Raw genomic sequence first — 25,831 nt, forward strand, 5'->3', positions numbered from 1 at the left:
AGAGGACCTGGGTGGACGAACCTCCGGTACGCCGGTTGTCACGCCAGTGGCACCGCCGGTTGGCTGCGTTCGGAAGGGATAACCGCTGAAAGCATCTAAGCGGGAAGCCCGCTCCAAGATAAGTATTCCCAGGGAACTACGGTTCCTGAGACCCCCCATGAAGAACACGTGGTCGATAGGCCGGACGTGGAAGCCCCGCGAGGGGTGGAGCCGACCGGTACTAACGGGGAAGCGCGACACACTCAATCCCAACCCATGGTTGGGACGGCATCAACCTCTTCTGCGAATGCACGCGACACGGAGCAACCGTGACGTCACAACCCAAACGATCAACATGAAGCGTCCACCATCCGGTCCCCAAGCCACCAGCATCCAGGGAGGAACATCCCTGATAAGAGAAGATTTGCGGCGGTCATAGCCCAGGAGAGACGCCCGGTCCCATTCCGAACCCGGAAGCTAAGACCTGGCACGGCGATGGTACTGCACCCGAGAGAGTGTGGGAGAGTAGCACGCCGCCGCATCACACGATAAGGAAGGCCCTTGGTCGAGCAACAGCTCCCAAGGGCCCTTTCACATATTCCAAGACACACGCGCGACATGCACGCCCCTAGGCGAGGCATCAGCCGCAAGCAGATGGAACGGATTGAACGGTTCATCGCCGAACCTCCCGAAGAACCGGACCTGCGATTCGACGTCTGCATCAACGATCACGAAGAGCATTAGGGAACTTAACGCTTCACCGTGCTGTTTGGCGGGTTGCTGTTTCCAACCGAATGAGGCGTACGAATGGCCATTTTCGGGGCGTGTCGCGTATTCCGCGTGCTTGTCCGGTTTCTTCTGTCGTAACGGTTCGGATGGTCCGGACCGCGGAATCAGCCCCGGATAGGGGCGGGAAGGAAGAACATCATGGGAACCGTACGATTCATCGATCCCGCTGAAGACGACGACAACATCGAGGATTACACAGTGCCGATCCCGGAAGGACTGACGGAGGAATTCCACCCGTCTCATCCGGTGACGACTCGGGAGATCATCGATTGGGAGGTCCACAACATCGAACCGTATCCGGGGTACGCGGAGGAGGTGAACAACTGGGAGAAGGCATGGGAGGAGGTCAACCGTGCGCAGCAGACCGCGGATGGCGGCTATATGCCCATCATCGATCCGGTGCATATCAAGTCCGACGATGGCGACGATGATGATAATGCCGAAGGCGTGGCCGCCGCCGTCGCGTCCACCGCGGATTCGGATTTTTCAGGTTACCACGTGCTGAGAGCGGCGGCAGGCCTCGACTAATCCGATGATTCGATGGCCGTGTAAGAGTCCACTTTCGAGGCGTGTTGCGTATTTTGTGTGCTTGTCCGGTCTTATATAGCGAAGCGGCCCGGAAGGATTGGGCCGCAAGACGCCCCAGCAGAGTGGGAAGGAGAACGTGATGGTTGACAAGATGGATAGAGAGCTCGGCGCTCGTGGCGTGAATGGCCGTGGTGCCGGTCGGAGGCCTGCGCGCCGTGACATCGCCAATGGTCTGCGTTTCGGGGACTACTGTATCTTCGGGTATTTCGATGATGATCTGTTCTACGTGAGTTGCACGGGGACTGGTGATCCTCAATGGGTGGCGTCCCCGGCGGATGCCACGTTCTTACAGCCGTGATGAGGCGAAGGAAATGGGAGAGCAGTTCGGTCTCGCGATGGATGACGATGCTGATTGCGAAGATTCTGCTGGGCCGTTGAACTTTGGCGTGGGGGAGGTAGGCGAATACCTGGTGAATGCGTGGTGGGATCTGCGCGACCCAGATGGCGTCTACGTGATGTGAGCGAGCATGACGCTGCGGAGCCTGTCGTACGAGCCGTGGCTCCGCTCAAACGTTTCGTTGACATTGTTAGGGCGGCAACTCCACAACGACTCCGCATGGGGGCACGACCCTTGCTTATTGATGGTCTGTCGGCGAACGTGTTTGCTCGCGGGCAGCATCACGGAGCTGAAGGCCGGTTCCCTGCGTGCATGCTCATAAGCATCACCTGCCGAGCAGCAGAGCCTCCTTACGGGCGCGTGTCAATGCCACGTAAATGAGACTGCGTTCCTGCTTGTAGACCTCGCGCAACGCCACGGCATCCGCTGCTTCGGTTATGGCAGGCTGCGGCGGGCAGATGCCGTCCTTGACGTCAACGACGATGACGTAGTCGAATTCCAGACCCTTGACGCGATGCATGGTCGATACGCGGATACCGGGTTGCTGCCGGTCGTCTTCCGTATCGTGTTTCAGTTGGTATACCCCATAGGGGAGTGCTTCGTCGAGTGCGTCACACCATTCCTTGACCAAGTCGCCGTTGCGGGCTACCACGCAGATATCGCGTGCGTCGGTGTGATTGTTCGCGTCGTAGTCGGCGGCATGGGGATTACCACACCGGTCGGCCAGCCATTGTTCGGCGAAGGCGAATTCATCCTGTTGGGTGGCGAATCGCTTGACGAGGGGGGCTGGTCCGTTCATCAGGGACCGGCTATCGTTGGCAGGTTCGGTCTGCCCGTTCAGATCGTCGAACAGTTCCGGCTGCGCGCCCGTAAGGGGTTGCCCGGAGACCGCCGTGAACACGGAATCCGCCACATCGCCGCCGCTGGAGACGAAGATTCGGTCCGCGGCCGACCGAATCTCCTCGGTGGTGCGATAGTTGATCTTTAGCCTTCGGCTGCGGCCTGAGATACTGATGCCGCATTTCGACAGGACGACGGTGCGCCCGTAGATACGCTGTTGGGTGTCGCCGACGATGAACATGTCGTTGTCGCGCTCATCGACCACCGCGCGCAGAACGCGATAAGCGGGGGCGGAGAAGTCCTGTCCCTCATCCACGATGACATGCGCGTAACGTTTCGGGGAATCCGATGCGCGCAGCAGATCGGCGGTCATGGACATCGCCATGTCGATGTCACAGGCGTGTTCGGCCTTCATCAGCTGCTGGTACCGCTCCGCGATCTTCCATACGGCGATTTTCTGTGCGCGGGCGAGTCGGGTGCCACGGCCGCGACGTACCACATGCAGGTAATCGGCAAGCGAGGAGACCTGTTGCGGAATGATCACCTGCCTCCATTCGTCCTTGAGGAACGCTCTGGACAACGTGCCTGCCGCAGGGACGCCAATGGCTCTGATCGCCTCGTCCCATACGTCGTTGATGCTTCGATGGCTGGTATTACGGTCGCCGTCGTACCAAATGGCGTAATCATAACCTTTATCGCGCAGGAAACGGCTGACGAACCTATCCAGATTGACGACGTCGATGCGGTCCATCTCCTCCTGCGTGCAGATCGTACGGAGGTTCACACGGATATCGGTCGCCAGATTCGTGGAGTATGTGGTGAACAGTACCTTCTGGCTGCTGCGATTGCGAAGGAGCTGCGCGGCGAGACGCCTGGCACGGTGCATGGCGACGACGGTTTTGCCGGTGCCGGCTCCGCCCAGCAGACGGAATGGGCCGTGATAGTTGCGTTCGACATACATACGCTGGGATGGGTGCAGGAATACACGCCACTGTGCCAAGGGGGCATCCAGCAGACGTTTGAGATCCTGTTCGCCCTGCACCACAACAAAGGACTGTTGGGTTTCGAAGGAGGACAGTGCTTCTCGGAAGGTGGCTCCCTGTCCGTTTCCCTCCGTCGGTTGTTGTATGACATCCGTCGAAGGTGAAGGCGGTGTATTTTCCACTCCAAGGAGAGGACCGAGGTTGCGGCTCTCCTGCACCATCTGCAGCACTTCCGATCGGGATTGTCCCTCGACGATGAGCTGCAATGAGGCTCTGGCGTCTTCGGGAAGATGCCAGGCCCAGCGATTGAAGCCCGCCAGGGTACGCTGATCGAGCATGAGCTGGACATAGAGGTCGGGGACTCCCAGATCCAACATGTCGTTTTCGGTCAGGGACAGATAGTCATGAGGCAGAGGCTTGTCGAAGCCGCGAGACTGTCCGTCGGAGGCCTGTCGGACGTTTTTCTCGGATTCCGTCACGTCGTCGAACAGCTGGATGCTGCGTGTCCTCGGGTTGACCTCGACGCGCTTGTTGACGGCCCACTGGTAGGCATCGTCGTGGTCTCCGGCATACAACATCATGTACACGTTGCTGTTCGGATCGTGGGCGATGATGATTCGGTATCGCTGGTCGATGCGGGCGGAATACATCTTCCCGTCACGGGAATTCTGGACTTTCTCCAGATTGATGCCGGAGGCTTGCGGGTTCTTTTGGAATTTATCGACGAACGTTCCTACCTTGCCTATGACTGTGGAGGGAAGCTTCATCCATGAGCTCACGAATCCTTTTTCCAACGCAATCTGCGGTGTGAATGTCGCGTTTCCCATCAGTCATCCTTTCCTTCCGCTGCGAAGGCGGCAAGCACCTCGTTCTCTTGTGTCATCATATGCCATCCCTGCCGTTCGAAGGCCTCGATATTCTCGGGGTCATCCTCCGCGTACTCTTCGGGGATGAAGGCGAGTTTCCTGTCCGTCCAAGCGAAGGTGGCGTTGCCCATGACCTCACCGCTGTCATCTTCCAATTCATAATATGGTTCCGGAGCGGGAATCCGAGCGGATCGGCGGGCGAACGTCTCCGCGGCATGACGATCCGCCCCCTCCAAGGTTTTATCCTGAAGAATCTCCGCCCATGCCTCGCCGATGACGCTGAGGGTCTTCGCGGCGTCCGCCTGATTGATCGCCTGCCTGCGCAACGGCTGGTATGTCTCGCTGTCATCGGTCAATCCGGTGGAGGTGGCGAACAGGAAGTGGTCGCCGAACTGCATGATGTTGACGAGATGCAGGAAGCTCGACCACTCACGCCTGAATGTGGTCCTGTCGTCTTCGTCCAGTGCGAGCATCGGGTCGTCGTCATCCTCGGCAGCACTTGCATCGTATCCTGCGATGGTGTCGTCGAACAGTAGGTCGTTGTGGCTGATCAGGGACTTGCCGTCATCGCCGAGCATCAGTCCGACGTACAGGCGTAGACGCGCGGAGGCGCCGAAGGAGAATGCGGCGTGGTTGACATACTCGTCGGGTGCACCTGTCAGAGCATCCTCCACGTGTTCCATGAGTTCGGTCACTTCGGGACGGGTGGTGAGGATCCTCTTGGAAACCATGGCCAGTCCGAGCCCTTCCGCCTGTGCGGTGAACAATCGTTCCGCATCAGGTCTGGCGAGGTAGAAGGCGAGCATGGCCATGGTGGAGGTACGTCCCGGGTCCAGCATGGAGGCGTGCCTGCTTTCTACATATGCGCGGTAATTCTTCTTTCCGGGCATGGCGTTGATGTCCAGAGCGGGATCGCACAAGCTTGCCGCATCCGGGTCGTCGAGGAATCCGGCGACATCGTCGTAATCAAGCGACCATACGCGGTATCCGGCACGGCGGAGCGCTTCGCGTTTCGCCGTGTCTTCGGCTACGATACCGGCGTGGAAGCGCAGACCGTCCGTGAAGACGGCTATGTCGCGTCTGCGCGGTACGTCGCTTGCCGTGGTGTCGTTTCCGTCGCTGATGCAATGGAGCAGGAAGTCGGGTTTCGATAGTATGACCGGCGGGTGGTTGAGCTTCGAGCCTTCTGCCTGGAGTTCCACTTCCCAGACGTTGTCGCCGATGGTCAGTATGCGGCCGTCCTTGCCATTGACGATTTCCTTGCGCAGGATTGCTCGACGCCCGCGGTCATGTGCTTCCTTGGCCAGCGGGTTCGCATGAAGACGCCCCAACGCTTCGAGGAACTGCGCTTCCAGCCTGCTGTCGAGCAGATTGTCGACGGGGGCGTCGGCAACGGTCTGCGTCCTGATGAGCTTGTCACGGTCTTCCAGGATGCCGTTGATCATGAGTCCTGCGGTCTTCTTGGAGATTTTCCGGAGACTGTGGCTTTGCCGGTACGAGTACAGGCAACGGTAGCAGCCATCCTCGCAGGGGCAATTCACCATGGCCATCGCTGCCAGTGACAGCACGTCGATGAACGATTCGGAATCGTCGGAGAGCTGCTTGAGATAACCGGTGCCGCCCGGAACGGTGTCGTAGATGACCAGATAGGTCTTGCGCAGACCTGATCCGTTGGGTAGCGGTTCGTTGCTGAGCGTGACTGCGAGGTGCGAGACGCTGCCGAACCGGAGTCTCATGCCGAGCATCACGGCCGCGGTGAATGATTCGGCATCCGTGCTTTCGCCGGTGGAATCGGCTATGCCGGGAACCAGTATGCGTAGCATCTCGGTGTTCAGGTCGCGGAACAGGAACAGGCACTTGGTCTCGTCCCCGTCGTGCAGTACGTTCATGCGGTTCGGGCATGCGTAGGAGTGCCGGATGCGGCCGTTGTCGTCCGCCAATGAGCCGCATCGGGTGCATACGGTGAATCCGTTGCGTACCTTCCTGTTGCCGGCGATCTCCATTTCGCTGCCTTTGTCGCCGGATTTGCCGAAGTTGATTTCACGTACGGTTCCATGCGGCGCGTATTCGAATGCGAAATCGGTGTTTCCCTTGTCGATTCGCCACGCGGCGGTGATGTCGGCGCGTTTGATGTCGACGAGGGAATCGCGTACGAAGAACGTGTTGGTCCGGGCATCGCCGGTGCCGTCGACGAGGCTTTCGCTGTATCGTTCCTCCGAGATGACGGTGTCGATGCGGAGCATGGCGCGCAGTTGCCCATTGTCGGCCCATTGGAGCGATCCGCAGGAGGGGCAGGCGGCGAGGTTCATCACATTGGACGCCGGCTCGGTATGGGAGCAGTTGGGGCAGAGCCGCCACATCACCGTGTCCTCGTCCATGTCTCCCTTGGCGAGCAGGATGCGGTTGATTCTGTATTGGCGTCCGTTCGCGTAGAACGTGTTGCCGGGGGCGAGCTCGGTGATGGCCGAGGCCGAAGGGCGGATGAAATCGTTGGTACTGGGCTCGGAGTTATTGCCCCGCTGCCTCCTGCCTTTCGCGGATGGCTCTCCGCTTTGGACAGGTGTATCGGTTTTCAGTACGGTGTGCAGCGTGACGCCCGATTCGGGGAACGCGTAGTTGGGCAGAATGCCTTGATCGGATAGGTAGTTGAACGTGTTGGCCTTGTACAAGCGCTTGATGGTTTTTTCGATGCCATTGATCTCCATGCGACATTCGCGTTTGCGTTCCTCATATGCGGGGTCGGATGGATTGGCGTCCAGATCGCCGATGATGACTTCCACTTGGGCACGTTGTTCGGTGAACTCGTCGATGGTGGCGATGGCGTTGCGGAACACGTCAAGCAGTCGGAGCGTCAGCGGTTTGTCGTCTCCGCTCGTCTCGCCGGTGCCATAGACGAAAGCGGACAGACGCTCCCGAACGGCGGAAACGCCATCGTCCGCACCGGAACCGAACAGGGTGTTGAATCCGTCGAGCAATGGTGTGGCATGCGATTTCACGTAGTCGATGAAGGTGAACGGGAACGCGTTCGTCGACTGGTTGCGCACATTCGCCAGGCAGGGCTTGAGGGTGCTGGGAATGATGTCGTTCGGCTTGACGCCCCGCTCCAGCAGCTCATGCACCCAATGGTCCAGCGTGTAGGCGATGAACTGGCGTTCCAGAACGGCCGTCGCCTCCAGGAAGATGTGGGGAGGCGTCACGTCTCCACCGATCATGTCGAGCGGACGCTGATAGAAGTAGAGGTCATGGGGTCTGCTGTTGGCGACGGCGAGCACCAGCGAATTGCCGTCACGGCGTCCGGCTCGTCCGGCCCGCTGCAGATATTGCGCCTGGGAGGGCGGCATCGAGGCGAGGATTACGGTTGACAGGTCGCCGATGTCGATGCCCATCTCCAAGGTCGGCGTGCAGGTGAGCACGTTCGCCGCGCCGGGGGTATGCCCGGCGCTTTTGAACTGTTGCTCCAATTTCGTCCGATCATCGCCGTCCAGCAGGCTCGTATGCTCGGCGGCATGGACGCGTTCCGCCGGCTCGGAGCGATACAGATTGCCGTAATAGGATGGGACCGATTCCTCTACGACGTGCAGACGGCCCACGCAGCCCCTCGTGTCGCAGCGGGTTCCTTCCCACACGTTCAGATTCCGTTGTTCGCAGAATGTCATGCGCCCGCAGTCGTCGCAGGCGAGTTGGACGACCTGCGTGCCGATATGCCAGGAGGATTCGTCGAGGCCGAACACCGATTTGCCGCCGAATCTTCCGGGCACGTCGCGTTCTCTCACGAAACCGGCTTCCACGCAGGAGTCCAGCGCGAGGGTCAGCAATTGAGGTCCGATATCGCCGGTGAACGCCGAATCCGTTAGGTATCTCGTCGCCAAACGACGATAGGACGGTGCATCCAATGTGTCGTATGAGTTCTTCTGCTTGCCTTGCGGAGACGTGGCCAAGAACCGGGGGAGGATATCGAAGTATGATCCGGGCATCCACCAGACACCGGTGTTCCTGTTGTTGGACAACAGGAACCGGTTCGCGTCGTCATGCAGATAGCGTTCATATGATTCGTCGAAGAATGCCCCGTTGGAACGCATCAGGTCAAGCAGTCCCGCAAGGAGCCGCGCCCAGTCATCGTGACGAATTGTACCGTCGTCCAGGGCAAGTTCGTTGATGGCCCGTTCCCGGAACCTTCGTGCCGCCTCTCCCAGTTTCTGCGGGTCGACGTATAGCGCCGCGCAACCGGATTTTCCCAGAGTGCGGCCGGTACGTGAGCGCAAGCCGAATTCCAGCAGTGACTCCAATCGCAGCCGGCGGTCGATGAGACCAATGAGCGTTTTGCGCTCGGGCCCGCTCGGATTACCTGCGATCGTGGACTCGTATTCGCGCATCCACGTCATGTTGGGGGCGATGAACCGCACGATGTAGGCGGCATCGTCCGCATATCTACGGTGGTAGTACGCGGTCTGCCCGTCAAGATAGTCGGCGAGCGTCGCATCCTCCTTGCCTGCGTGCATGATGTAGTCCATGGCCGAATTGCGCAGGGCGAACCGCCATGTGCGGCTGTTGAATGCGCTGGCACGGAACGAGGCGTCCTGCACATTGTCCGAGAACACGATGGTCTTGTCGTCGTCATTGAACGCGTCGGCGGAAAGCTGCGACAGCATGACGGAGATCTGCGGGGTGGCTCTCAGACCCAGCAGCGAGAGACTGCGGTCGCTGCCGCAGAACGGGCAACGGTAATGCTTGCGTTCGGTCGCGACGATTTCCAGGCTGCGTACCGTCATGGCGATGCGCAGCGTGCCACATTCGGGGCATTCGCGCTCGTCCGGTTCGAAGTGCTCGACCATGCTTCCGCGCATGCATTGGGGGCAGAACCATTCCGATCCCGCATCGGGGGAGGCGATGGAGTCCTTTTGGCACGGCTGCATGATGATGAACGGATTATCCGATCGGAATTCGAAGTACAGGTTGTAGAACGCCTTCATATCGTCGACGTTGGTTTTTCCGTTCTTGCCGGCGATGCCGATCCAGCCGGTGCCGCCGCAGTCACGGCAGTTGATGACGGGCAGATGGCGTCCAAGCTCCTTGTCTTTGATTTCCAGCTCGGGCTGGTAGTGTACGTCGCCGTCCATGGGAACAATGCTTGCGGTCATGCGCCGTAGTTCTTTGGCCCATAGTTGCACCTGCACGTCAAGGAACGGGCGTGGGCGCGTCGGATCGCCGGATCGTGCGTAGGAGACGAGCGCGATCAGTGCGTCGAGCGCGGCTTTCTTCCGGCGGCGATCGAGCCGGGCGAAACGGATGTCGGAGGACAGGGATTCGGCAAGTGCGTCATCGACTTGCCTCGGGTTCGATCCGAGTGTGGCGCACAGGGAGGCGAGGAACCGTGAACGACGGAGTCGTTCTCCCAGCATGATGCGGTATCCGGGCTGTTCGATATCGTCTGTGGGAAGTTCTCCGATCCAGGCTTCGGCGGCGGTCCGAAGGTATGCCTTCGGGGATATGTCGGCTTCCGATGCGATGAGCTGATTCGCCTGTTCGGACGTGGGCACGGTGGTGTCATAGATGAAGTCGTCGTCCGCCGTGTCGGGGGAGAAGAACTCCTCGGCGTCGAGACGGTCCTCGGTGATCACCGCATCGGAGGTGAACGTGGTGTTGAAGATGGAGGATGCGTATTCGCATATGCCACCTGTGGTGTCCTCGGTGCCCATGGTCGCCGACGTGCCCACGCAGCACAGGTTCTCCGGATCGGTGTGCAGGCGCTCGGTAAGTCGACGTATGAGACAGGCGAGATCGGTGCCTTGGGCTCCGTCGAAGGTGTGCAGTTCGTCCACGACGAAATACTTGAGAGTGTCCTCGTCGTTGTGGTCCCAGAGCTGAGAGTCCTCGGGGCGGATGAGTAGATAGTCGAGCATCTTGTAGTTGGTGAGCAGGATGTCCGGTGGGTTTTCGAGCAGCGTGTGGTGATCGGTGATGATCGAATCCTCGGTCATTGCCGAGCTGGCGTTCTTCGCTCCGAGACTCTGGGCGCCCACATACATGCCGGCGGTCACGTTGCCGTTAAGCTCGGGACTGTCGTGGATCAGTGCGGCGATGCGCTTCGCCTGATCGGAGGCCAGTGCGTTCATCGGGTAGACGAGGATCGCCTTGATGCCGGATCGGCCGTACATGCGGCGCTGACGATAGCAGTGGGCGAGAATGGGGTAGAGGAAGCATTCGGTCTTGCCTGAGCCGGTGCCGGTGGCTACGAGTGTGGACTCGCCTGCGGCGATGCGCTTGAACGCCCTCATCTGGTGGGCGTATGGACGGTATGCCGGGTGCAGGCATTCGGCGAAGGGGAACGGATCGTCGTCGGCCACGGTGCGGAAGGGCAGCTTCACCGAGACGAATGGATCGAGCGTCAATGCTCCGTCCTGCCTCGCCAGTCGGCGCATCGAGCCTTGGAACGGCTTGTTGGTCATCGGGAACGTGGCTTCCAGATAATCGGCGAGACCGTTCTGGATGTGTCGTGCCATGACGATGGGAATCATTGCTGTACCTCTGGATATGTTGTCGATCGATGAGTTTCCGTGCGTTCTCGCCGGGCGGAACGTGATGGATTGATTTGTCGGCCCGTTCCCACTACTATGAAAGCGGATTTCGGACTGGCGCGTGGTCCGGGTCCTCTGTACGTAGCACCCCCGCTGATCCGCCGGGTTCCTCCGCCAAGGATGGAGCTGATGACGGTGACTGTGGGGGTGTGCTGTCTTTCAGGTAGTCGATGCCGTATCTGAGGAAGTCGTAGATTCTGATGTCCTTGCGCAGCACGGAATCAAGATGCTGTCCTGACTCGATTCTCGTTTTGACCGTGACCTTCAGCAGATTTTCAAGAGCATCGACGTCGATTTCCTTCTGATGGAGCAGCGTCAGATACTTATAGGCGTTCTCATGGAATTGTCCGATAAGACCATGGATGCTGTAATCATCGAACTTGCTCCTTCCCGAGTGCCTTCTTCTGGATTCGGTCTTGCTGAGATATGCGTCCATCGTTCGCTTATCGGCGACCTCCCTATTGATTCGTTCGTCCAGGGGGCCTTCGTAACAGCGCAGATAGTAGTACATCGGTGCGCCTCCCTGCTTGAGCATGGAATCCAGATATTCGCTGACGACGAGTTCGGGGGAGAACCGCTTGTTGCCGAACAGCACGTCTTCGCACAGGTCGTCCAACGTGACCTTGCGCCCATAGTCCATCACGCCCACGCCTACGATGACGTTCTTGTCGGGCGGCAGTTCGTCCATGTGCGAGAGTTCCACGGCCACCACGCTTTCGGCGTCGGTGCCGGTGGCTGATGCCTTGTACAGCTGCCTGAGGATCTGGTTGAGGACCTTCGGCGCGTAGCGCTGGTTGGTTTTGGCGATGGCCTCGTAGATCGGTGCGAAATCCGGTGTGCGAATGCCCGTCATCTCCACCACCTGGCCGTTGTCGACCTCGTAACGGGTGGAGGCGATTGCGCAGTCGTCCGCGTATTCCACGAAGATGAACCGTCTGGCGATCTGACGCGCCCGGCGCTCGCCCGCGCATGAGGCGATCGAGGAGATGATGCGGCGGATATCCTCGTCGCTGAGCGAGTAACCGAGGAAGATGATCGGATACTCGCCGAAGATGGTGAGTATCTTCGATGTGAGATAGTCCTGGTGCTCCTCGAACCGCCGGTAGTCTCGTTCGTCGATGACCATCGACGCCGGGTCGTCCATGGAGCCGTGGATCTTGTAGATTTCGCCGATGCCCACGAGCGGGGAGAACAGCAGGTCTTCCTGACGTACGTACACATCGTATTTCGGGAAGACCGATTCCATGAGACCGTCGTAGTTGGTGGTGATCACTCCGGCGACGTGCCGGGTCGCCTTGCGCAGAATGTCCAGCTCGTCGGTCATCGACGTCGGGCGGAACGTGCGCAGATGGTCGGCGATGTACACCTTCATCGGATCGGTTCCCGATTCGAATTCCTCGCGGTGCCGTTCCACCCAGTCGGCGTAATCCGGGCGGTTGATCGCTTCGAGGAAATCCTTCTCCATCAGCGAGGCGATACGCGGGTACACCGTGTTCTTCCGATTGCCTCCGGTGGTGTCGGCCGAGGCGGCGATCTTGTACTGGAAGTACGGTTTCATCGGCGCGCCGACGCTTTCGCACACCCATTTGAGCAGACCGTCCCAATCCTCGGAGCCCATGTAGCGGCGGGATATGCCGGAACCGACGAACAGGAACGGCACGCGGTTGGCCTCGGTGAGCAGGCGTAGCACCGTGGCGCGCACCTGCGTGTTGAAATCCTCGTTCATCGGCGTATCCCCTTCGTCGGTCGGCCTCGTCGCATGTTCCATGCTACTGCTGCATTCCGTACTTGTGCGCGAAGAACACCCATGTGGTGCGGTAGTCGGCGATGCGGTCGCATGTGTCGAACGGGGCGACGTATGCGATCCGGCGTTCGTGCGGGCCTCCGGGCCGCGTGTCGTCGATGATGTCGCGGGTGAACGTGCGGCCCGGCTGCGCGTCGCGGATGTTGTCGAAGTCGCCGCGCTTGTACGTCAGATCGCCGTAGTTCTTCTTGGAGAACGTGATGCGCCCGTTCGCGTCGTACCAGGTGTCGTCCTCATAGCCTTTGAGCACGGTGAACGTGAGCCGGTAGATGTCGATGAGCTCGTCGAGCGTCAATCCCAACGCCATCGAGGCGAGCACGTCGAGCTCCACCAGCGCCTGGCGACGCTCGTAGTCGGTGCGCAGCGGGGTATGCCGGTCCCACTCCCGTGTGAGCCGTGTGAACCGTTCCGGCTTGAGCCGCGGATCGGTCTTCGCCCAGCCCATGGTTGGGTAGGCGTCGTTCCAGCAGGATTTCCAGAGTTCGGCGTACGGCTTGGTGAGACAGTTGAGGAGGAGTCCGCGGAGGCGGATTTCGGAGGCGAACGGGGAATCGGTGTCGGGAACGGGCAGAGTCTCTAGAGTGGATTTATTGATATGCGGCTTGCCCGCGGCTCGAATACGGAAATCGTAGGGAAGAGCGGCCTCTAGGCCGCTCATGAGCGCGAGCAACGCGTAGCGCTCTGGGTGCACACCATAGCCTGCTATGGTGTGCACCCACGCTGCGCGTGGGTGAACACCAGCCGCTTGCAGCGTGCGTTCGCTGCCCAAGCCCACATATTCACGATTGGCCAATCGATACACCGCATCGAACCGGCTGCCGTCGCTCATCGTCTGCATACGCTTCAGATAATCCGCATCCGTGCACGCCTGTGCATACTTGACGCGCGGTTCGTAGTCCTCGCCGATCTCGGTCAGATCCACGAAATCGTAGTCGCTGTTGGTCTTGTAGTCGCGGCGTGTGGATTGCAGCAGCGGATTGCCTACGCCGATGAACGGACTGGAGTAGATGATCGGCTCCGTGCCGTTCGGGAAGTGGATGTCGTTCTTGATGGTGCCGTCCTTGCGGGCGTTGGTCTCGTTCCACATCGGTGAATATGTGATGTCCTCGTCATAGTCGCGCAGGGTCTGCGGCACGCTTGCCATGCGCTCCAGGGCGGAGGCCAGTTCGCGGGCGTAGAGGCCGACCAACGGCGTGGTCCGCCACGAGTCGGGCGTGCCGTCGCCCACCAGCGTGGAGAACATCCTCAGCATGGTCTCGTCGACCCGGACGATGCGGTCGCGATGCCCGCGGATGTTCCACGTGCCGGTCGTCTCGTCCTTGACGGATGGAATCTCGCCAGTGCCGTCGGACGCATAGGATTCGTCGATGGTCTTGGGCGCGTACAGGTTCCAGATCGAGTCGAATGCCACCGGAGCATCGTCCAATTCGGGATTCCGGTACACGTTGAGACCGAATAGGGTGTGGTGGTCGACACCGGCGAACAGCTTGAGCTCGTTGATGAACTGGAAATGGTAGCGCAGCCTGCGCACCATCTGCTCGCGCAGGATGCCCGCGCGCGTATCGCCGTACACCTCATCCGGGTGGACGAAGGCGCTCACGCCATGCGGTTTGCGTGTGAAGTCGAACGCGTTCGGCAGGAAGCATCGGAACAGGTTCGTGCGTTGCCCCTGCAACAGTGGGTAATTCCCCATGGAACCATAGAAAGACAGTGAGCCTGCTACACCGACATATTCGTGAAGTAGTGTCCCCCTAAAACGAGAGTTCTTCAACAGCGAGGGTAATTTCTTGCTCATTTCAGCTGCATTGATTGAATGAATAGCGAACGAGGGGTCCACGTCGGAGACGGCATCGTTCGCGTTCCACTGCACGTTCACCCACGGCGGGTTGCCCACCATGAAGTCGAAGCCGCCGTCGGCGAACACGTCCGCGAACTCCAGCTCCCAGTGGAAGAACCGCTGTTCCCGGGCGATGCGCTCCACAAGACGGATGCGTTCGTTCACGGGCTTGCTCCCCGAACGCAGTTCGTCGAGATTCACCTTGTGGTCGTACACGTAGTCGCGCTGGTCGTCCGCGGCCATCGCCTCGTCGAGGGTGAGCTGGTCGTCCTCGTAGACCAGATGGAAGTCCTCGCCGGAGACGTCGCCGGTGAGGATCAGCGACATGTCCGCCAGGAAGTCGGCGCGTTTCGGCAGGTCGTCCGCCCGGTCGATCGGCCAGAACCACAGGGCGCACCAGTAGTCCATCGCCAGTTTCAGCCGCGCGTAGGCGCTCGCGTTGCGCGCCCGTTCGGATCGGTAGGAGCGGGCGAGCATCTCGTCCTTTTCGCGGATGGACAGGTTCTCCGAAGCGAACGCGCCGGCATCCAACGATCCCTGCACACTGCTGCGTTTCGTCGGCGTGCGTTTCGTCGTATCCGTGTCCCCATAACCGTAGACGGCCAGCTTGTCGCGGGTGACCTTCTCCAGTTCACGGCGTTGTCTGATCTGGCCGCGCCACAGTTCGTCCGTCACCTTGGACAGGCGCCGCATCACCTTCACCTGCGCATCCGCATACGGTGCGGTGAATCCCTTCCGCCACGTCTTGATCGTGGCGAGATTGGTCTTCTCGGTGGTTTTGACGATCTTGTCGTCATACAGGCACATGCCCGGGTCTCCGGTGAAGAACCGGTAGATGCGATTGGCCCGCGAGGAGCTCGAGTCGAATCCGATGCGTTTCGGCGTCACTTCATACCAACGCCGCTCCTTCGTCTTGTTCTTCAGCTCGGCTTCCGTATAACCGACGCGCCGCGCGCCGATCAGCGAATTGCCGCACTGCAGCTGCGTGCCGAACCACGGCACGAACGACCCCTCGCAGATCGTGTTCAACAGCAATGACACTTCTCCCAATTCCACGGCGATCGGGTTCAGATCCACGCCGTAGATATTGCGGTCCGCGATGAACATCTTCACCCGCTGCAGCTCGGCCTGCCTGCGTTCGGCCGGAATCGCCGCCCTCGGCCCCTCCTCGGCCACGCATTCCTTCTCGCGCATGGCGAGATACCTGGAGGCCAGCTGGTTGACGGTCTCGTTGAGGAACGTCGCCGAGCCCATCGCCGGCTCGCAGATCTTCAGATCGAGAATGTCCGTGGCCTTGCGGATGCGCGGTTCGACCTCCTTCAACGCATAGCGCACCAGACATTCCGCCAGGGAGTCCGGCGTATAGTACGAGGCCGAGGTCTCGCGTTCACGGCCCGCCAGACGGTAGATGAACGTGCCTGGTTCATACGTGCGCGGCTCGCCTTTATGCGGCCCCGACTCGTAGCGCACGCGCTCGTCGTCCGCATAATCGGCGAGCTGCGCGGCCGTGACGAAGTAGCCGACATCCAGCGGGTCGAACCGGTCCTTCGCCCGCTTCACCTCATACAACCGTTCCTTCGCGATGAACCCGCGGTAGGAGAGCAGCGCCTCATACACGGCGCCCATCTGGCTGATGCCGAGCGTGGCATAGGAGATGCGCTGCCTGCGTGAGCCGCCGCTCTTCGCCTGCCTCGCGCCCGTCACGCTCATCAGGTCGATGATCCGCAGCATCACGCTGTCGCGCAGACGGGCGTGCTCGATGAGTGGAGTGCGCTCCGGGTCGAAGATGTGCGCCTTCAACGAGGGGACCGTGAACACGGCGTTCACCACATCCTGGTTCATCACCCGGCGCAGTTCGCGTTCGTCGGTAGGATAGCCGTCGAACACCAGATGGTCGAGTCCGCGCAGCGTATCCGCCAGATACGTGGTGTTCTCCGCCTCGTCCATGCGCCCGCGCATCCGCTCCGCCAAGTCACGCAGACTCTCCAGCGAATAGCCGGTGCGGTACGCCTCCGAGCGCATCGGCGCATAGCCGAGTTCCGGTTTCGCCTCGATGAACAGCAGGAACAGCAGACGATACATGGTGCGCAGGCATTGCACGGTCAACTCGGACGCGTCGATACCGTCAGGACCATCGATCGGGCGCCCCTTGCCGACGGTCCAATCATGGACCACTTCGTTCCCGAGGATCTCCACACATTCACGCAGCGCGGATCTCAATCCATCCGACACCTCGACCGACTGACGCGACGAGGCCTCGTCGAACGAGTCCAACGCGGAATCGCCCTCATCCGGGCACAGGCTCGACCGGTGCAGCAGCACGGCGACAGCCTGATACACGTGCGGTTCGTTACGGCTGAAAATCGTGTCGAAATCGAACAGCAGGCACTTCCTGTCCGCCCACTTGCGCCGGTCGATGAGCGCCGCCTGATGCAACCCCACCGCCAGAATCCAACGGGCCGGCTCATCGGCATCGGCGAGCAGCATGCGCGCGCACTCCTCGACGGTATGCGTGGAACCATCCACGAGGCTCTCCAGAATGCCGGAATCCGCATCATCCGCCACAGAGACCAACACCTGCAGCAACGGTCGGCCATACGCGTCGTCCACCTGCAGACGCAGCGGAATCGACGCTCCGCCGCTGGCAATGGCCGAAGTCATCGCCGGGGCGGCAAGCTCGTCGCCATAGCCGAGCGCCTCCAACATGCCGTCGGTGAACGCCGTGATCGCCTCATCCCGCAACAGTCCGTCATCGCCGTTGACGATGTCCGTGTACGGGCGACGCATCGCCCTCACCAGTGACGGTGGTCGCCGGTCGGCGGGCAGGCTCTTCCATTTCGCGGACGTCTCCTTCACGTTTCCGGGGAAGAATTCCTGCATGTAGAACGGCGTATAGAAACCGTTCACCGCGTCGATGCCCGGGAAGGTCTCGTTCTTCAATTCGTTCGTGCTCATCGGTTCACTCCTGTAAACGCCGCCGCCACGCGGACCACCGGTTCTCCCGAAGCGGTCAACGAGTCGGTGACCCATCCGGTGTATTCGGCATAGATTTCATTGCTGCGCCGATGCAAGGCTTCCGCATCGGGGCTTAGGGATTCGAGCATCTGCCGGTCGGTGTGCCAACGCTCGATGCGATTCAGTTGGGATGAGATCTCCTGAATGGAACGATTGACGTATTCCCGCTTCACCTCGTTCAGCAGGGCGTATACGCGATCCACGGCGTCCGGAAGCAGGGATTCGGCGTGCGCGGCCTGTTCCCGAGCCGGTACGCTTCCCATCGGATTGACATACCGTCGTCTTCCCGTCATCGGGTCGACCGATCCACGGTACCCGGTGACCTTCCACACCTCATCCAAGGGGAAGATGCCGGCGAACGTGCCGCCCCGGTAGCGTACGCCCGACCACTCGTCGATGACCGGGATCGCATGCCTGTTCGCGATCGTGCCATTGATCAGCACGATCGTCTCGTCATCACCCAATCGACCGTTCGTCACGCCGATCATCGGCGCCTCGTCACGGGCGTACAACAAGGACGTGGATTTCAAGCGGATCCACTCCATCAACGGATTCAACGCCCACAGGTATTGGGTACGGCTCCAATCCTCATCGCGCAGCCGGGCGATGACTCCCGAGGCCTGACGTTCGCAGTAGGCGGCATCCGTGCTCCATTCGCCGGCATCGTCCTTCAACACCTGCGTATCCGGTACATGGCGACGCAGCCATGCCCGCAACTGGCTGTCCTTGTCGAACTCGACCGAGAAGCCCTCGGCCTCCCGCAGCGGCCGCATCGAGCGCAGGCCGGCGGCCTCCTTGAACTCGGGGCGCTGCAGTCCCTCCCATGCATAGGAGAAATCGTCCATCAACGTCTCATCGGCGGTGTTCTTCTTTGCGGTGTCCGCTTCGTCTTCATCCTCGTCTTCATCGAGCAGCGAGGCGAGCATATCGGACATGGTGAGAGGATCGTCGTTGCCGTTCGGGTCCACCGTGGTCTCGGCGTCCGTGTGGGTGGAGTCCTCAGGAGCCTTGTCGATGTCCTCATCCGGAATATGCAGTCGCAACGCGAAATCCTCGGGAGACATATCGGATTCGATGGCGTCGCGGGTGATCGCCTCCTCGCCTTCGATGGTGAACTCGCCCATCAACAGCGAGGGGTCGCCGATGTTGTCATGCGCCTGCTGCTCCTTGTCCCGCAGAATCTCGAGAATGCGCGCGTCTCCGCGGATCTTCTCGTTGCGCGAGGCGATGGTCAGGAAACGGATGTCCGGTCGGCTGCGTTGGCCGTATCGGTCGATGCGGCCGTTGCGCTGCTGGAACACCATCAACGACCACGGGGTGTCGAAATGGATGAGACGGTGGCTGAGGTAATGCAGGTTCAAGCCTTCGGACGCCACGTCGGATGCGATGAGGATCCTGATGGGCGACGTTCTTCTGCCGAACTGCTCGACCAGTTCCTGCTGGTCGACATCGTTCATCTGCCCGTCCATCGACACGATCGCGCCCTTCGGCAGCTTCAGATCGTGGGTGAGCTGACGTTCTAGGAAGTTCTTCGTCTCGATGCGCTCGGTGAAGATCACGATGCGGTCCGCCGTGTCCTCGCCGGACCATCCGTAGTCTTCGCTGCGCAGCATGTCGAGCAGACGGGCGTATCGGGAGAAATCTTCAGGGCGGATACGCCGGAGAACCTCATGCAGCTCCTCCAATTTCGCGGCGTCTCCGGAACGGTCGCCCGGATCGGTCTTGGCGAGCCGGTGCAGGCGGGTCTCGATGGTCTTCATGCAGGCGGCGGGAGAGGAGAACAGGCTTTTCTCCAGCAGCGTGCGGAACAGGCCGGCGTTCGAGCGCTTCCGATTCGCGTCCATGACGAGATGCAGGCCGGTCAGCACGTCGAACGCCTCCTCCTCGCGTGGAGACGCGGCGCAGGCGATCTGCGTCACCTTGCGTTCAGGGAAGCTGCCGGACACGTCGGCCAGCACGTCCTTCTTGAACCGTCGCACATACAGCTGGCCGACCTGCTCGGTCGTATAGTGTTCGGGATCCGGCAGCGTGGTCGGATCCAGCATGTTCATCAGCGAGGCGAAACTCTGCGGCTTGCCGTCATGCGGCGTGGCCGACAGCATGATCAGCGTGTCCGAACGGGAAGCCAGACGTTGCGCGAGACGCGCCCGCTGGGCCTTACGGACTCCCGTGCCGCGGTCGGCGACGTTCTGCGCCTCGTCGATGACGATGATGTCCCAATACGAGGCGTCCAATGCGGCGCCGTACTGGATGTCACGTTTCAGCGTATCGATGGAGACGATTGTCTTGTCATAGTAGGAGAACGGATTCGCATTCGCCGGAATCTCCATGCGGATGCGCTGGATGCGCGCCGAATCCAAACTGACCAGGGGAATCGTGAAACGCTCCCACATCTCCTCCTGGAATTGCGCCATCATGCTTTTCGCGGTAACGACGAGAATGCGACGCCCCTTATGACGGGCGATCAGTTCCGACATGAGGATGCCGGCCTCCAAGGTCTTGCCCAAGCCCACGGCGTCGGCGATGAGGATGCGCTGACGGGGGCGGGAAAGCGCCTGGCGGGCGGGGACCATCTGATATGGCAGGGAATCCATGGCCGCTTTGCCGCCGACATGGATAGTATCGTCCGTCGGCGCGGAATCGCGCAGCAGGCTCTCCACGAACAGGTGGGAGCGCATCGCATGAGGTGAATCATCCGGTACGAAACGTGTCTTTGTGGGGTCGACCGGCATGATACGGTCGAGATCGTCAAGGAACGTCGCCTGGACGTCGCGCACCAGAGGAGAGATACCGATGCACGTCACGGCGTGATTGTCCAAGGAGTTCGATTCGACGTTTGAGACGATCCACTCCTGATCGCGAATCAGCACCCGCATGCCGGGGGAGATGTCGAATGGGACAGTCGTAGGGGAGGTGCTCACGGTTCCTGTGTCCTTTCCTGGATGTGTATGCGCCTGTACTGGTCGTGTACCAGGTGTTCAGCCGACGATCTGGGTGACGATGAAATAGCGGGGCGTAGCGCCGGAAGGAGAGCACGATATGCTGGCGAAAGCCGACGTTCCGTTCTCCAATGTCACGATACGGCTTAGCTGAGGCGGTATCGGGGAACAGTTGCACAGCAGCCGGATCATATCAAGCTCCGTCGTGGTCAATGCTTCGTCGTAGTCGATGCGGCCATCGCGATGAGCGCGTAGGGTCAGCTCTTTCCCCGACGTCAGCGTCACGCTGCCGTCGAAGGAGAGGAAATCGACGAGACGCCGGGCTATGGCCGGACGTGATACGCGGATGTTCCTGCCGCGCTTTCTTCGCCCCTGTTCGTACATGCGACTGGCGACGCCGGCGTCCACCACGCCTCCGTGCAGAACGCTCTCCACATACTCGCGAGGCAGCAGTGATACGGAGGCGAAACGGTTGCAGGCCTCCTCCTCGAACCGTTTGTCGACATTCAGACTGCTGATGCCGATCAGATTGTCCACGAGTTCGTCGCTGGTCTGCTGCAGGTAATGGCCGATTTCATGCAACAGTGTGAAATTACGGCGGGGTGTGTAGTCTCCCCGTCTGTGCTGCACTTCGATGCGGTTCACTGTCTCATCTCCGATTGCGGGGTGGAATAGCCCCAGCAGGTCATGCCGGTCATCGACCACGGTATCGCTTTGGTCGGCTAATCCGCTGGTCACAATGGAGTCGACCCTGTTGATGCTCAGGTCCCCTTTCCATTGGGTGGCGATGCGCCAAGGGTCGATGAGACAATCCTCCAGGAAATCCGGATGCCTGGCCTGTGCCAGCTCAAGCATCCGGCTTACCTGATGGTTCAATGCGCGCGAGTACGGAGTGGATATGTCCATTACCGGCGGGAATCCTCGATCATGCTTTCCGCGGCCTTGGCCATGGCCTCCTCGACGGCGGTCTTACCGTGCCCGGAGACTCGCGCGGCCAATCCGAACTGGGCTCGATGCGCCAGGGCCAGACGCGGATCGTCTTCGCTGGTTTCCGCGAAGGCGTCCGCTGCGGCACGCCAACGTGGTTGCTCAGCCATGATGAGATAGTCGTCGCCTATGGTCTCCTCCTTATGGATTCGGTTCGTGACATTGGCTTCGGCGAGTAGGCGCTGCTGCTCGGGGGTCAGCGCTTTTCCTCGGGCGATGGCGAGACGCTCGGCAGGGGATAGCTGCAGGACGTCCTGAAGCTCCTTGGACTGATCGACCAACGAATTGTCCGTGTGGAACGCCGTAGCCTTGTCGGATTCCTCGTCCTCCTCGTGCAGCTTCGGCAGGTCGAAGCACATGGAGTGCCACTTGAGCAGGATCGCGGTGATGTCCTCACGGTTCTCCACGAATAGGGAGTCATTCTCCTCGTTGTCGTGGCCGCGGCGGATCGCGTCGGTTTTCTTCGCGAACCGCAGGTCGTCGTTCTCGATGGCCTTGACGGTGCTCTCGGAGAGTTCCTTCAACGGCTTGTAGAGCAGACGCACCGGGATGATGGCCTGCAGGCCGGGCCAGGCGACCATCTCGATGCCCAACGGCGTGTTGCCGATGACGAGCGAATCGTCGGTCTCGCTATGCAGGTCGTTCGACAGGGGGATGACGGTCGCCATGCGCGGGTCGTCGTTCACCTCCGTGACAAGCACATACAGGGAATCGTCGTCTTGTTCGGCGATCCACAGTTGGTCGCGCTTCACTCCCTCGGCCAGCTGACGTTCGATGCGCTCGGGGGAATCGACATCATCGCCGCTGGGCATGATGAGTTCCGTGTCGGTGTCTTTCAGCTGGTCGTACATGCCGAGCAGCTCGGTAAAGGATCGTGTGGTGTTCATGATGTTCAGGCTTTCTGTTCGTCCGGGTCGATGCCGAGATTGCGAAGCATCCTGTATACTTCCGGATGCCTGCCGATGTATCGGCGTACCCATTTCCGATCGTGTTCGTGTTCTTCGAAGAGCGAGAGGATGTGCTCGATCTGCCGTTCGCGCGTGTCGTCGGTCACCGCTTTGATGGCGACATCCTCTGCGGAAGCGGCGTCGTCGGCGATGTCCATAGGATTGCCGTCCTCGTCCGTCATGTCGACCCGAGTGGCTTCCACCAGCATCGGCAGACGATATTGGACGAGGTGGAACAGCGTGTCGAGCGGCAACGTGCCGTCGGCGGTCTCGATCACGCCCTCCAGCATGTCCTCCATCTGTCCTGGCTTGCCATAGCTGGGGCTGCGTTTGCGGTCGGAATCCATGAAGGCATCCAAATCGATGTCGATGGGATACCGCGAGACGACCTTGCGCAACTCGGATTCCCGCGCTTCCGAGGGAATGTCGGGGCCTCCGACTAGCCCCCAGTATTTTTGCGGATTGTCGTTGGTGAACCGGTCCTCGGCCTTGCCGAGGCGTCCGCGAACCACCTCGCGCATCCGGCCCGAAGAGGTCTCCGCGTACTGGTTGCGGAACCACCCGTTGATGGTTTTGGTCACGCAGGCTTCGAACGATCGATCGTTCTTCATCGTGCTGGTGCGCATCTTCTTGTGCAGATATGCGGCCTTCTTCTCCCAGAACGCGTTCATGCACTCGTCCGGTGATGCCGGGGCGCCTTCCGGCAGCGTGGGGCCGTACTTTTTATACCCTGCCCGAATCCGTATGGCGATGAAATCGATCGCTTTCGGGCCGAATTCGCGCTTCCCCTTGTGCCGCGTCTCTCCGAAGTACTCGTCGATATAGTAACGGGTCTTCGAATTGTCCTCGTCGTCCTCGTCGTTCTTCCGCCTGGACATGTCGCCTCCTTGCATCGGTGTGACTGTCGCCCAGTCTACCGTCCGGACGCGCGGTACGCCGATGGGGTGGAAGTGCGTCTCCTCCGACCGGGCCGATTTTCGTGGCATGGGGGCTTCCGGCATGGGCGTCTCCTTTCATCATCGTATGCGTCATCGTGACGGTTGTCGTCGCCCGTCGTCTTCGCTTCCGACGGACACTCTCTTCTCAACCGGACAACGCGCGTACTTGCGTGAAACGGGAAGAAATGAGGCGTGTCGTGACTTCTCGTGGCTTGTCCGGTTTCGACTGGTGTAAGGCGCGGGAGCGGTTCCGGAGCGGGGCCGTCCGCCGCGGGACAATCCGCCGGGACAACCGGTGGGAAGGAAAGGTGATTGGGATGAGGTTCCTTGAAACGTTGGGTAAAATCGTGTTCACCGTGCTCGTCGGCGTGCTGCTGGTCAATGGCGTGGGGCTGTCGATGTTTTTCAGCTCGTCGGCCGGCGAGACGTTCGTGCGGTGTTCAACTACATGACCACTGATTTCCTCGCGAACGTCGTCATCGTGGTCTTCGACGCGCTGGTCGTGGCCGTGTTCGCCATCGTCCAGTATGCGGTCTACCGGATTGTGATGTGGGTGGACAAGCGTATCGACGGATTTGTCCAGGTGCGTCGGACGTTGGGCATGCTGGCGCTCGCGGCGGTTCCGATCCTCCAGATCATCATGGGCTGGGGTCTGTGGGTCGTCGTCGGTGCGGCGGTGCTCGGCTTTGTGGTCGCGGAGGCCATGTTCCTCAGCGCATTGGATGAGAATCGGGCTGTGGGCATGCGACATGGCGGCAGCGCCGTTGCGGCGGGCACGGGCAAGTCGAAGAACTCCTCCCCAACTGGAGTACGGCGTCGTAAGACCATGGCGCGGAACGGTGGCACCGTCGCGTCCACTACGCGTGACACGCCGGACGTTTTCTGATGACGGCTCGGCGAACGGAAAACGGTACATATGCATCGGGCCGGGATTATCCGATTACGGTGGGTGAAAGACAACGGATTCGGCGAACCGTGGCGCATCGGTGCTGTAGACGGTCCGCCGACGGGACGAAAGGAGCCGGCATGAGGGTGTTGCATACCTCCGACTGGCATATCGGGCGCAGGTTCAAGGGCGTGGACCTGCTCGACTACCAGCGCAGGGCGTTGGAATGGCTGATCGACGTGATCGTGCGCGAGCACGTGGACGTGCTGTGCGTGTCCGGCGACGTCTACGACCTGTCCGTGCCATCCGCCGAGTCGATCCGTCTGTTCGATGCGATGTTCGATCGGCTCGGACGACTCGAGATAGATGGTCGACCATTGGAGATCGTCATCACGCCCGGCAACCATGATTCCGCGATCCGTCTCGGTACCGGCGCCGGTCTGATGCGTCCGAACGTGCACGTGCGCTGCGGACTCGACACCATCGCGGAACCGGTGACGGTCACGCGCGGCGGCGACTCGCTCGCCGTGTACGCGTTGCCGTACCTCGACCCGGACACGGCGCGCTCCGGACTCCAGCAACTGTTGGAGCAGGCGGGCGTTGACTATCGCATCCCGCGCTCGCATGAGGGCATGATGCGCGCGGCGATGGAGCTCGTCACACGTGACCTCGCCGACCGGCGCGCCGCCGACCCGCATGTGGCCGCCGTGCTTATGGCGCACGCGTTCATTTCCGGTGCCGCGCCCAGCGACTCCGAGCGGGGCATCGCCGTAGGCGGCGTCGACAGTGTGCCGGCTGGGCTCTTCTCCCATAGCGGTCTCGACTATCTGGCGCTCGGTCATCTGCACCGGCCGCAGCGGGTGAATGTGCCCGACTTGCCCGTCGACGAATCCGTGTTCGGTTTCGACCGCACGCCGCAGGCACGCTACAGCGGGTCGTTGCTCGCCTACTCGTTCTCCGAAAGCCGCGTGCCTCCGGTGAAAGGCAACGGCAAGAGCGTGGTGCTGCTCGACATCGTCGACGGACACGTGGGAAACCTCCGCACATTGGACGTGGAATCCGACGAGCCCGCGTTCGTGCGGCTGGAAGGCACAGTGGACGAGATCCTGGGCGATTCCGCCGTCGCCCATCATGACGACTGGGTATCCGTCACCGTGCACGTCGGCGAATTCCCGCAGGGACTCTACCAGAAGATCGACGACCGGTACGAGCATGCGTTGGAGAAAAACATCGTCTACGACCGGAGCCGTGCGTCGACAGGGCGGAGAGCCGTGGACCTTCGAACGGCATCCTCCGAAATGGATGTGCTCGAACAGTTCGTGCGACATCAGCTTGGCCGTAAGGCCAATGAGGAGGAGCATCAGGTGCTGGAGGCCGCGTTGGAGGCCGTCCGGGCCAAGCATGCCGAGCATGCGGACGGAATCGTATCCGACGATCCGGCGAAGCACACGCAAGGCGTCGTCGCCGATGAGGGCGACTCCGGCGGGATGATGATCGACGGCATGGAGAAGGAGGACTGAC

At 60.8% G+C, this 25,831-nt stretch carries 15 protein-coding genes, 2 rRNA genes and 1 pseudogene; 9 read left to right on the plus strand and 9 right to left on the minus strand.

Features of this window, described 5'->3' with window-relative positions:
• The 6 genes from AC1AYP_RS09240 to AC1AYP_RS09265 form a co-directional block, all read left to right on the plus strand.
• A 23S ribosomal RNA gene (locus tag AC1AYP_RS09240) occupies nucleotides 1–244 on the plus strand; the annotation flags it as partial.
• A gap of 160 nt (nucleotides 245–404) precedes the next feature.
• Nucleotides 405–521: ribosomal RNA gene (gene rrf, locus AC1AYP_RS09245) — 5S ribosomal RNA — on the plus strand.
• Between the two features lie 19 nt (nucleotides 522–540).
• Nucleotides 541–723 (plus strand): hypothetical protein, encoded by a 183-nt coding sequence (locus AC1AYP_RS09250; RefSeq protein WP_476547627.1) that lies wholly within the window; start codon nucleotides 541–543, stop codon nucleotides 721–723.
• A 183-nt stretch (nucleotides 724–906) separates the two neighbouring features.
• Nucleotides 907–1,296, plus strand: a complete 390-nt coding sequence (locus AC1AYP_RS09255) for a hypothetical protein (protein WP_476503290.1) — start codon at nucleotides 907–909, stop codon at nucleotides 1,294–1,296.
• A gap of 139 nt (nucleotides 1,297–1,435) precedes the next feature.
• On the plus strand, nucleotides 1,436–1,654 hold the full coding sequence (locus AC1AYP_RS09260) for a hypothetical protein (protein ID WP_476547629.1): 219 nt from the start codon (nucleotides 1,436–1,438) through the stop codon (nucleotides 1,652–1,654).
• Between the two features lie 13 nt (nucleotides 1,655–1,667).
• Entirely contained in the window at nucleotides 1,668–1,817 is a 150-nt protein-coding gene (locus tag AC1AYP_RS09265; protein WP_476547633.1) for a hypothetical protein, read from the plus strand.
• A 201-nt stretch (nucleotides 1,818–2,018) separates the two neighbouring features.
• Here the strand turns inward: AC1AYP_RS09265 and AC1AYP_RS09270 are convergent, their stop codons facing one another.
• The 9 genes and pseudogenes from AC1AYP_RS09270 to AC1AYP_RS09310 form a co-directional block, all read right to left on the minus strand.
• Nucleotides 2,019–4,343: a UvrD-helicase domain-containing protein gene (locus AC1AYP_RS09270; RefSeq protein WP_476547635.1), complete on the minus strand. Its 2,325-nt coding sequence runs from the start codon at nucleotides 4,341–4,343 to the stop codon at nucleotides 2,019–2,021.
• Entirely contained in the window at nucleotides 4,343–9,919 is a 5,577-nt protein-coding gene (locus tag AC1AYP_RS09275; protein WP_476547710.1) for a helicase-related protein, read from the minus strand. The genes AC1AYP_RS09270 and AC1AYP_RS09275 overlap by 1 nt, the downstream gene beginning before the upstream one ends.
• A gap of 165 nt (nucleotides 9,920–10,084) precedes the next feature.
• Nucleotides 10,085–10,897 (minus strand): annotated as a pseudogene (locus AC1AYP_RS09280) (DEAD/DEAH box helicase); the annotation flags it as partial.
• A 94-nt stretch (nucleotides 10,898–10,991) separates the two neighbouring features.
• Nucleotides 10,992–12,683 (minus strand): SIR2 family protein, encoded by a 1,692-nt coding sequence (locus AC1AYP_RS09285; RefSeq protein ID WP_476547638.1) that lies wholly within the window; start codon nucleotides 12,681–12,683, stop codon nucleotides 10,992–10,994.
• Nucleotides 12,684–12,726: 43 nt separating this feature from the next.
• Nucleotides 12,727–17,553 (minus strand): Eco57I restriction-modification methylase domain-containing protein, encoded by a 4,827-nt coding sequence (locus tag AC1AYP_RS09290; RefSeq protein WP_476547641.1) that lies wholly within the window; start codon nucleotides 17,551–17,553, stop codon nucleotides 12,727–12,729.
• The gene (locus tag AC1AYP_RS09295; protein ID WP_476547643.1) at nucleotides 17,550–20,534 is read right to left on the minus strand and encodes a DEAD/DEAH box helicase; all 2,985 of its coding nucleotides are present in this window, start codon (nucleotides 20,532–20,534) and stop codon (nucleotides 17,550–17,552) included. The genes AC1AYP_RS09290 and AC1AYP_RS09295 overlap by 4 nt, the downstream gene beginning before the upstream one ends.
• 57 nt (nucleotides 20,535–20,591) lie before the next feature.
• The gene (locus tag AC1AYP_RS09300; protein WP_476547645.1) at nucleotides 20,592–21,407 is read right to left on the minus strand and encodes an ImmA/IrrE family metallo-endopeptidase; all 816 of its coding nucleotides are present in this window, start codon (nucleotides 21,405–21,407) and stop codon (nucleotides 20,592–20,594) included.
• A gap of 50 nt (nucleotides 21,408–21,457) precedes the next feature.
• Nucleotides 21,458–22,426: a hypothetical protein gene (locus tag AC1AYP_RS09305; RefSeq protein WP_476547647.1), complete on the minus strand. Its 969-nt coding sequence runs from the start codon at nucleotides 22,424–22,426 to the stop codon at nucleotides 21,458–21,460.
• Nucleotides 22,427–22,431: 5 nt separating this feature from the next.
• Nucleotides 22,432–23,487: a hypothetical protein gene (locus AC1AYP_RS09310; protein ID WP_476547649.1), complete on the minus strand. Its 1,056-nt coding sequence runs from the start codon at nucleotides 23,485–23,487 to the stop codon at nucleotides 22,432–22,434.
• 254 nt (nucleotides 23,488–23,741) lie between these two features.
• Here AC1AYP_RS09310 and AC1AYP_RS09315 point away from each other — a divergent pair, with 254 nt between their 5' ends.
• From AC1AYP_RS09315 to AC1AYP_RS09325, 3 genes are all read left to right on the plus strand, one after another.
• Nucleotides 23,742–23,876: a hypothetical protein gene (locus tag AC1AYP_RS09315; protein WP_476547650.1), complete on the plus strand. Its 135-nt coding sequence runs from the start codon at nucleotides 23,742–23,744 to the stop codon at nucleotides 23,874–23,876.
• Nucleotides 23,873–24,310, plus strand: coding sequence for a hypothetical protein (locus tag AC1AYP_RS09320; protein WP_476547652.1), 438 nt, complete (start codon nucleotides 23,873–23,875; stop codon nucleotides 24,308–24,310). The genes AC1AYP_RS09315 and AC1AYP_RS09320 overlap by 4 nt, the downstream gene beginning before the upstream one ends.
• 140 nt (nucleotides 24,311–24,450) lie before the next feature.
• The gene (locus AC1AYP_RS09325; RefSeq protein ID WP_476547654.1) at nucleotides 24,451–25,830 is read left to right on the plus strand and encodes an exonuclease SbcCD subunit D; all 1,380 of its coding nucleotides are present in this window, start codon (nucleotides 24,451–24,453) and stop codon (nucleotides 25,828–25,830) included.
• The last annotated feature ends 1 nt before the right edge of the window (nucleotide 25,831 follow it).

The organism is Bifidobacterium sp. LH_424, assembly GCF_056356895.1.

Bases quoted from the DNA above. Each gene is read 5' to 3' on its own strand.
- AC1AYP_RS09285 (WP_476547638.1), bottom strand. From the start codon at position 12,683: ATGAACGAGGATTTCAACACGCAGGTGCGCGCCACGGTGCTACGCCTG.
- AC1AYP_RS09265 (WP_476547633.1), top strand. From the start codon at position 1,668: ATGGGAGAGCAGTTCGGTCTCGCGATGGATGACGATGCTGATTGCGAA.
- AC1AYP_RS09305 (WP_476547647.1), bottom strand. From the start codon at position 22,426: ATGAACACCACACGATCCTTTACCGAGCTGCTCGGCATGTACGACCAG.
- AC1AYP_RS09290 (WP_476547641.1), bottom strand. From the start codon at position 17,553: ATGAGCACGAACGAATTGAAGAACGAGACCTTCCCGGGCATCGACGCG.
- AC1AYP_RS09320 (WP_476547652.1), top strand. From the start codon at position 23,873: ATGACCACTGATTTCCTCGCGAACGTCGTCATCGTGGTCTTCGACGCG.
- AC1AYP_RS09260 (WP_476547629.1), top strand. From the start codon at position 1,436: ATGGTTGACAAGATGGATAGAGAGCTCGGCGCTCGTGGCGTGAATGGC.
- AC1AYP_RS09300 (WP_476547645.1), bottom strand. From the start codon at position 21,407: ATGCTTGAGCTGGCACAGGCCAGGCATCCGGATTTCCTGGAGGATTGT.
- AC1AYP_RS09310 (WP_476547649.1), bottom strand. From the start codon at position 23,487: ATGCCGGAAGCCCCCATGCCACGAAAATCGGCCCGGTCGGAGGAGACG.
- AC1AYP_RS09325 (WP_476547654.1), top strand. From the start codon at position 24,451: ATGAGGGTGTTGCATACCTCCGACTGGCATATCGGGCGCAGGTTCAAG.
- AC1AYP_RS09270 (WP_476547635.1), bottom strand. From the start codon at position 4,343: ATGGGAAACGCGACATTCACACCGCAGATTGCGTTGGAAAAAGGATTC.
- AC1AYP_RS09315 (WP_476547650.1), top strand. From the start codon at position 23,742: ATGAGGTTCCTTGAAACGTTGGGTAAAATCGTGTTCACCGTGCTCGTC.
- AC1AYP_RS09255 (WP_476503290.1), top strand. From the start codon at position 907: ATGGGAACCGTACGATTCATCGATCCCGCTGAAGACGACGACAACATC.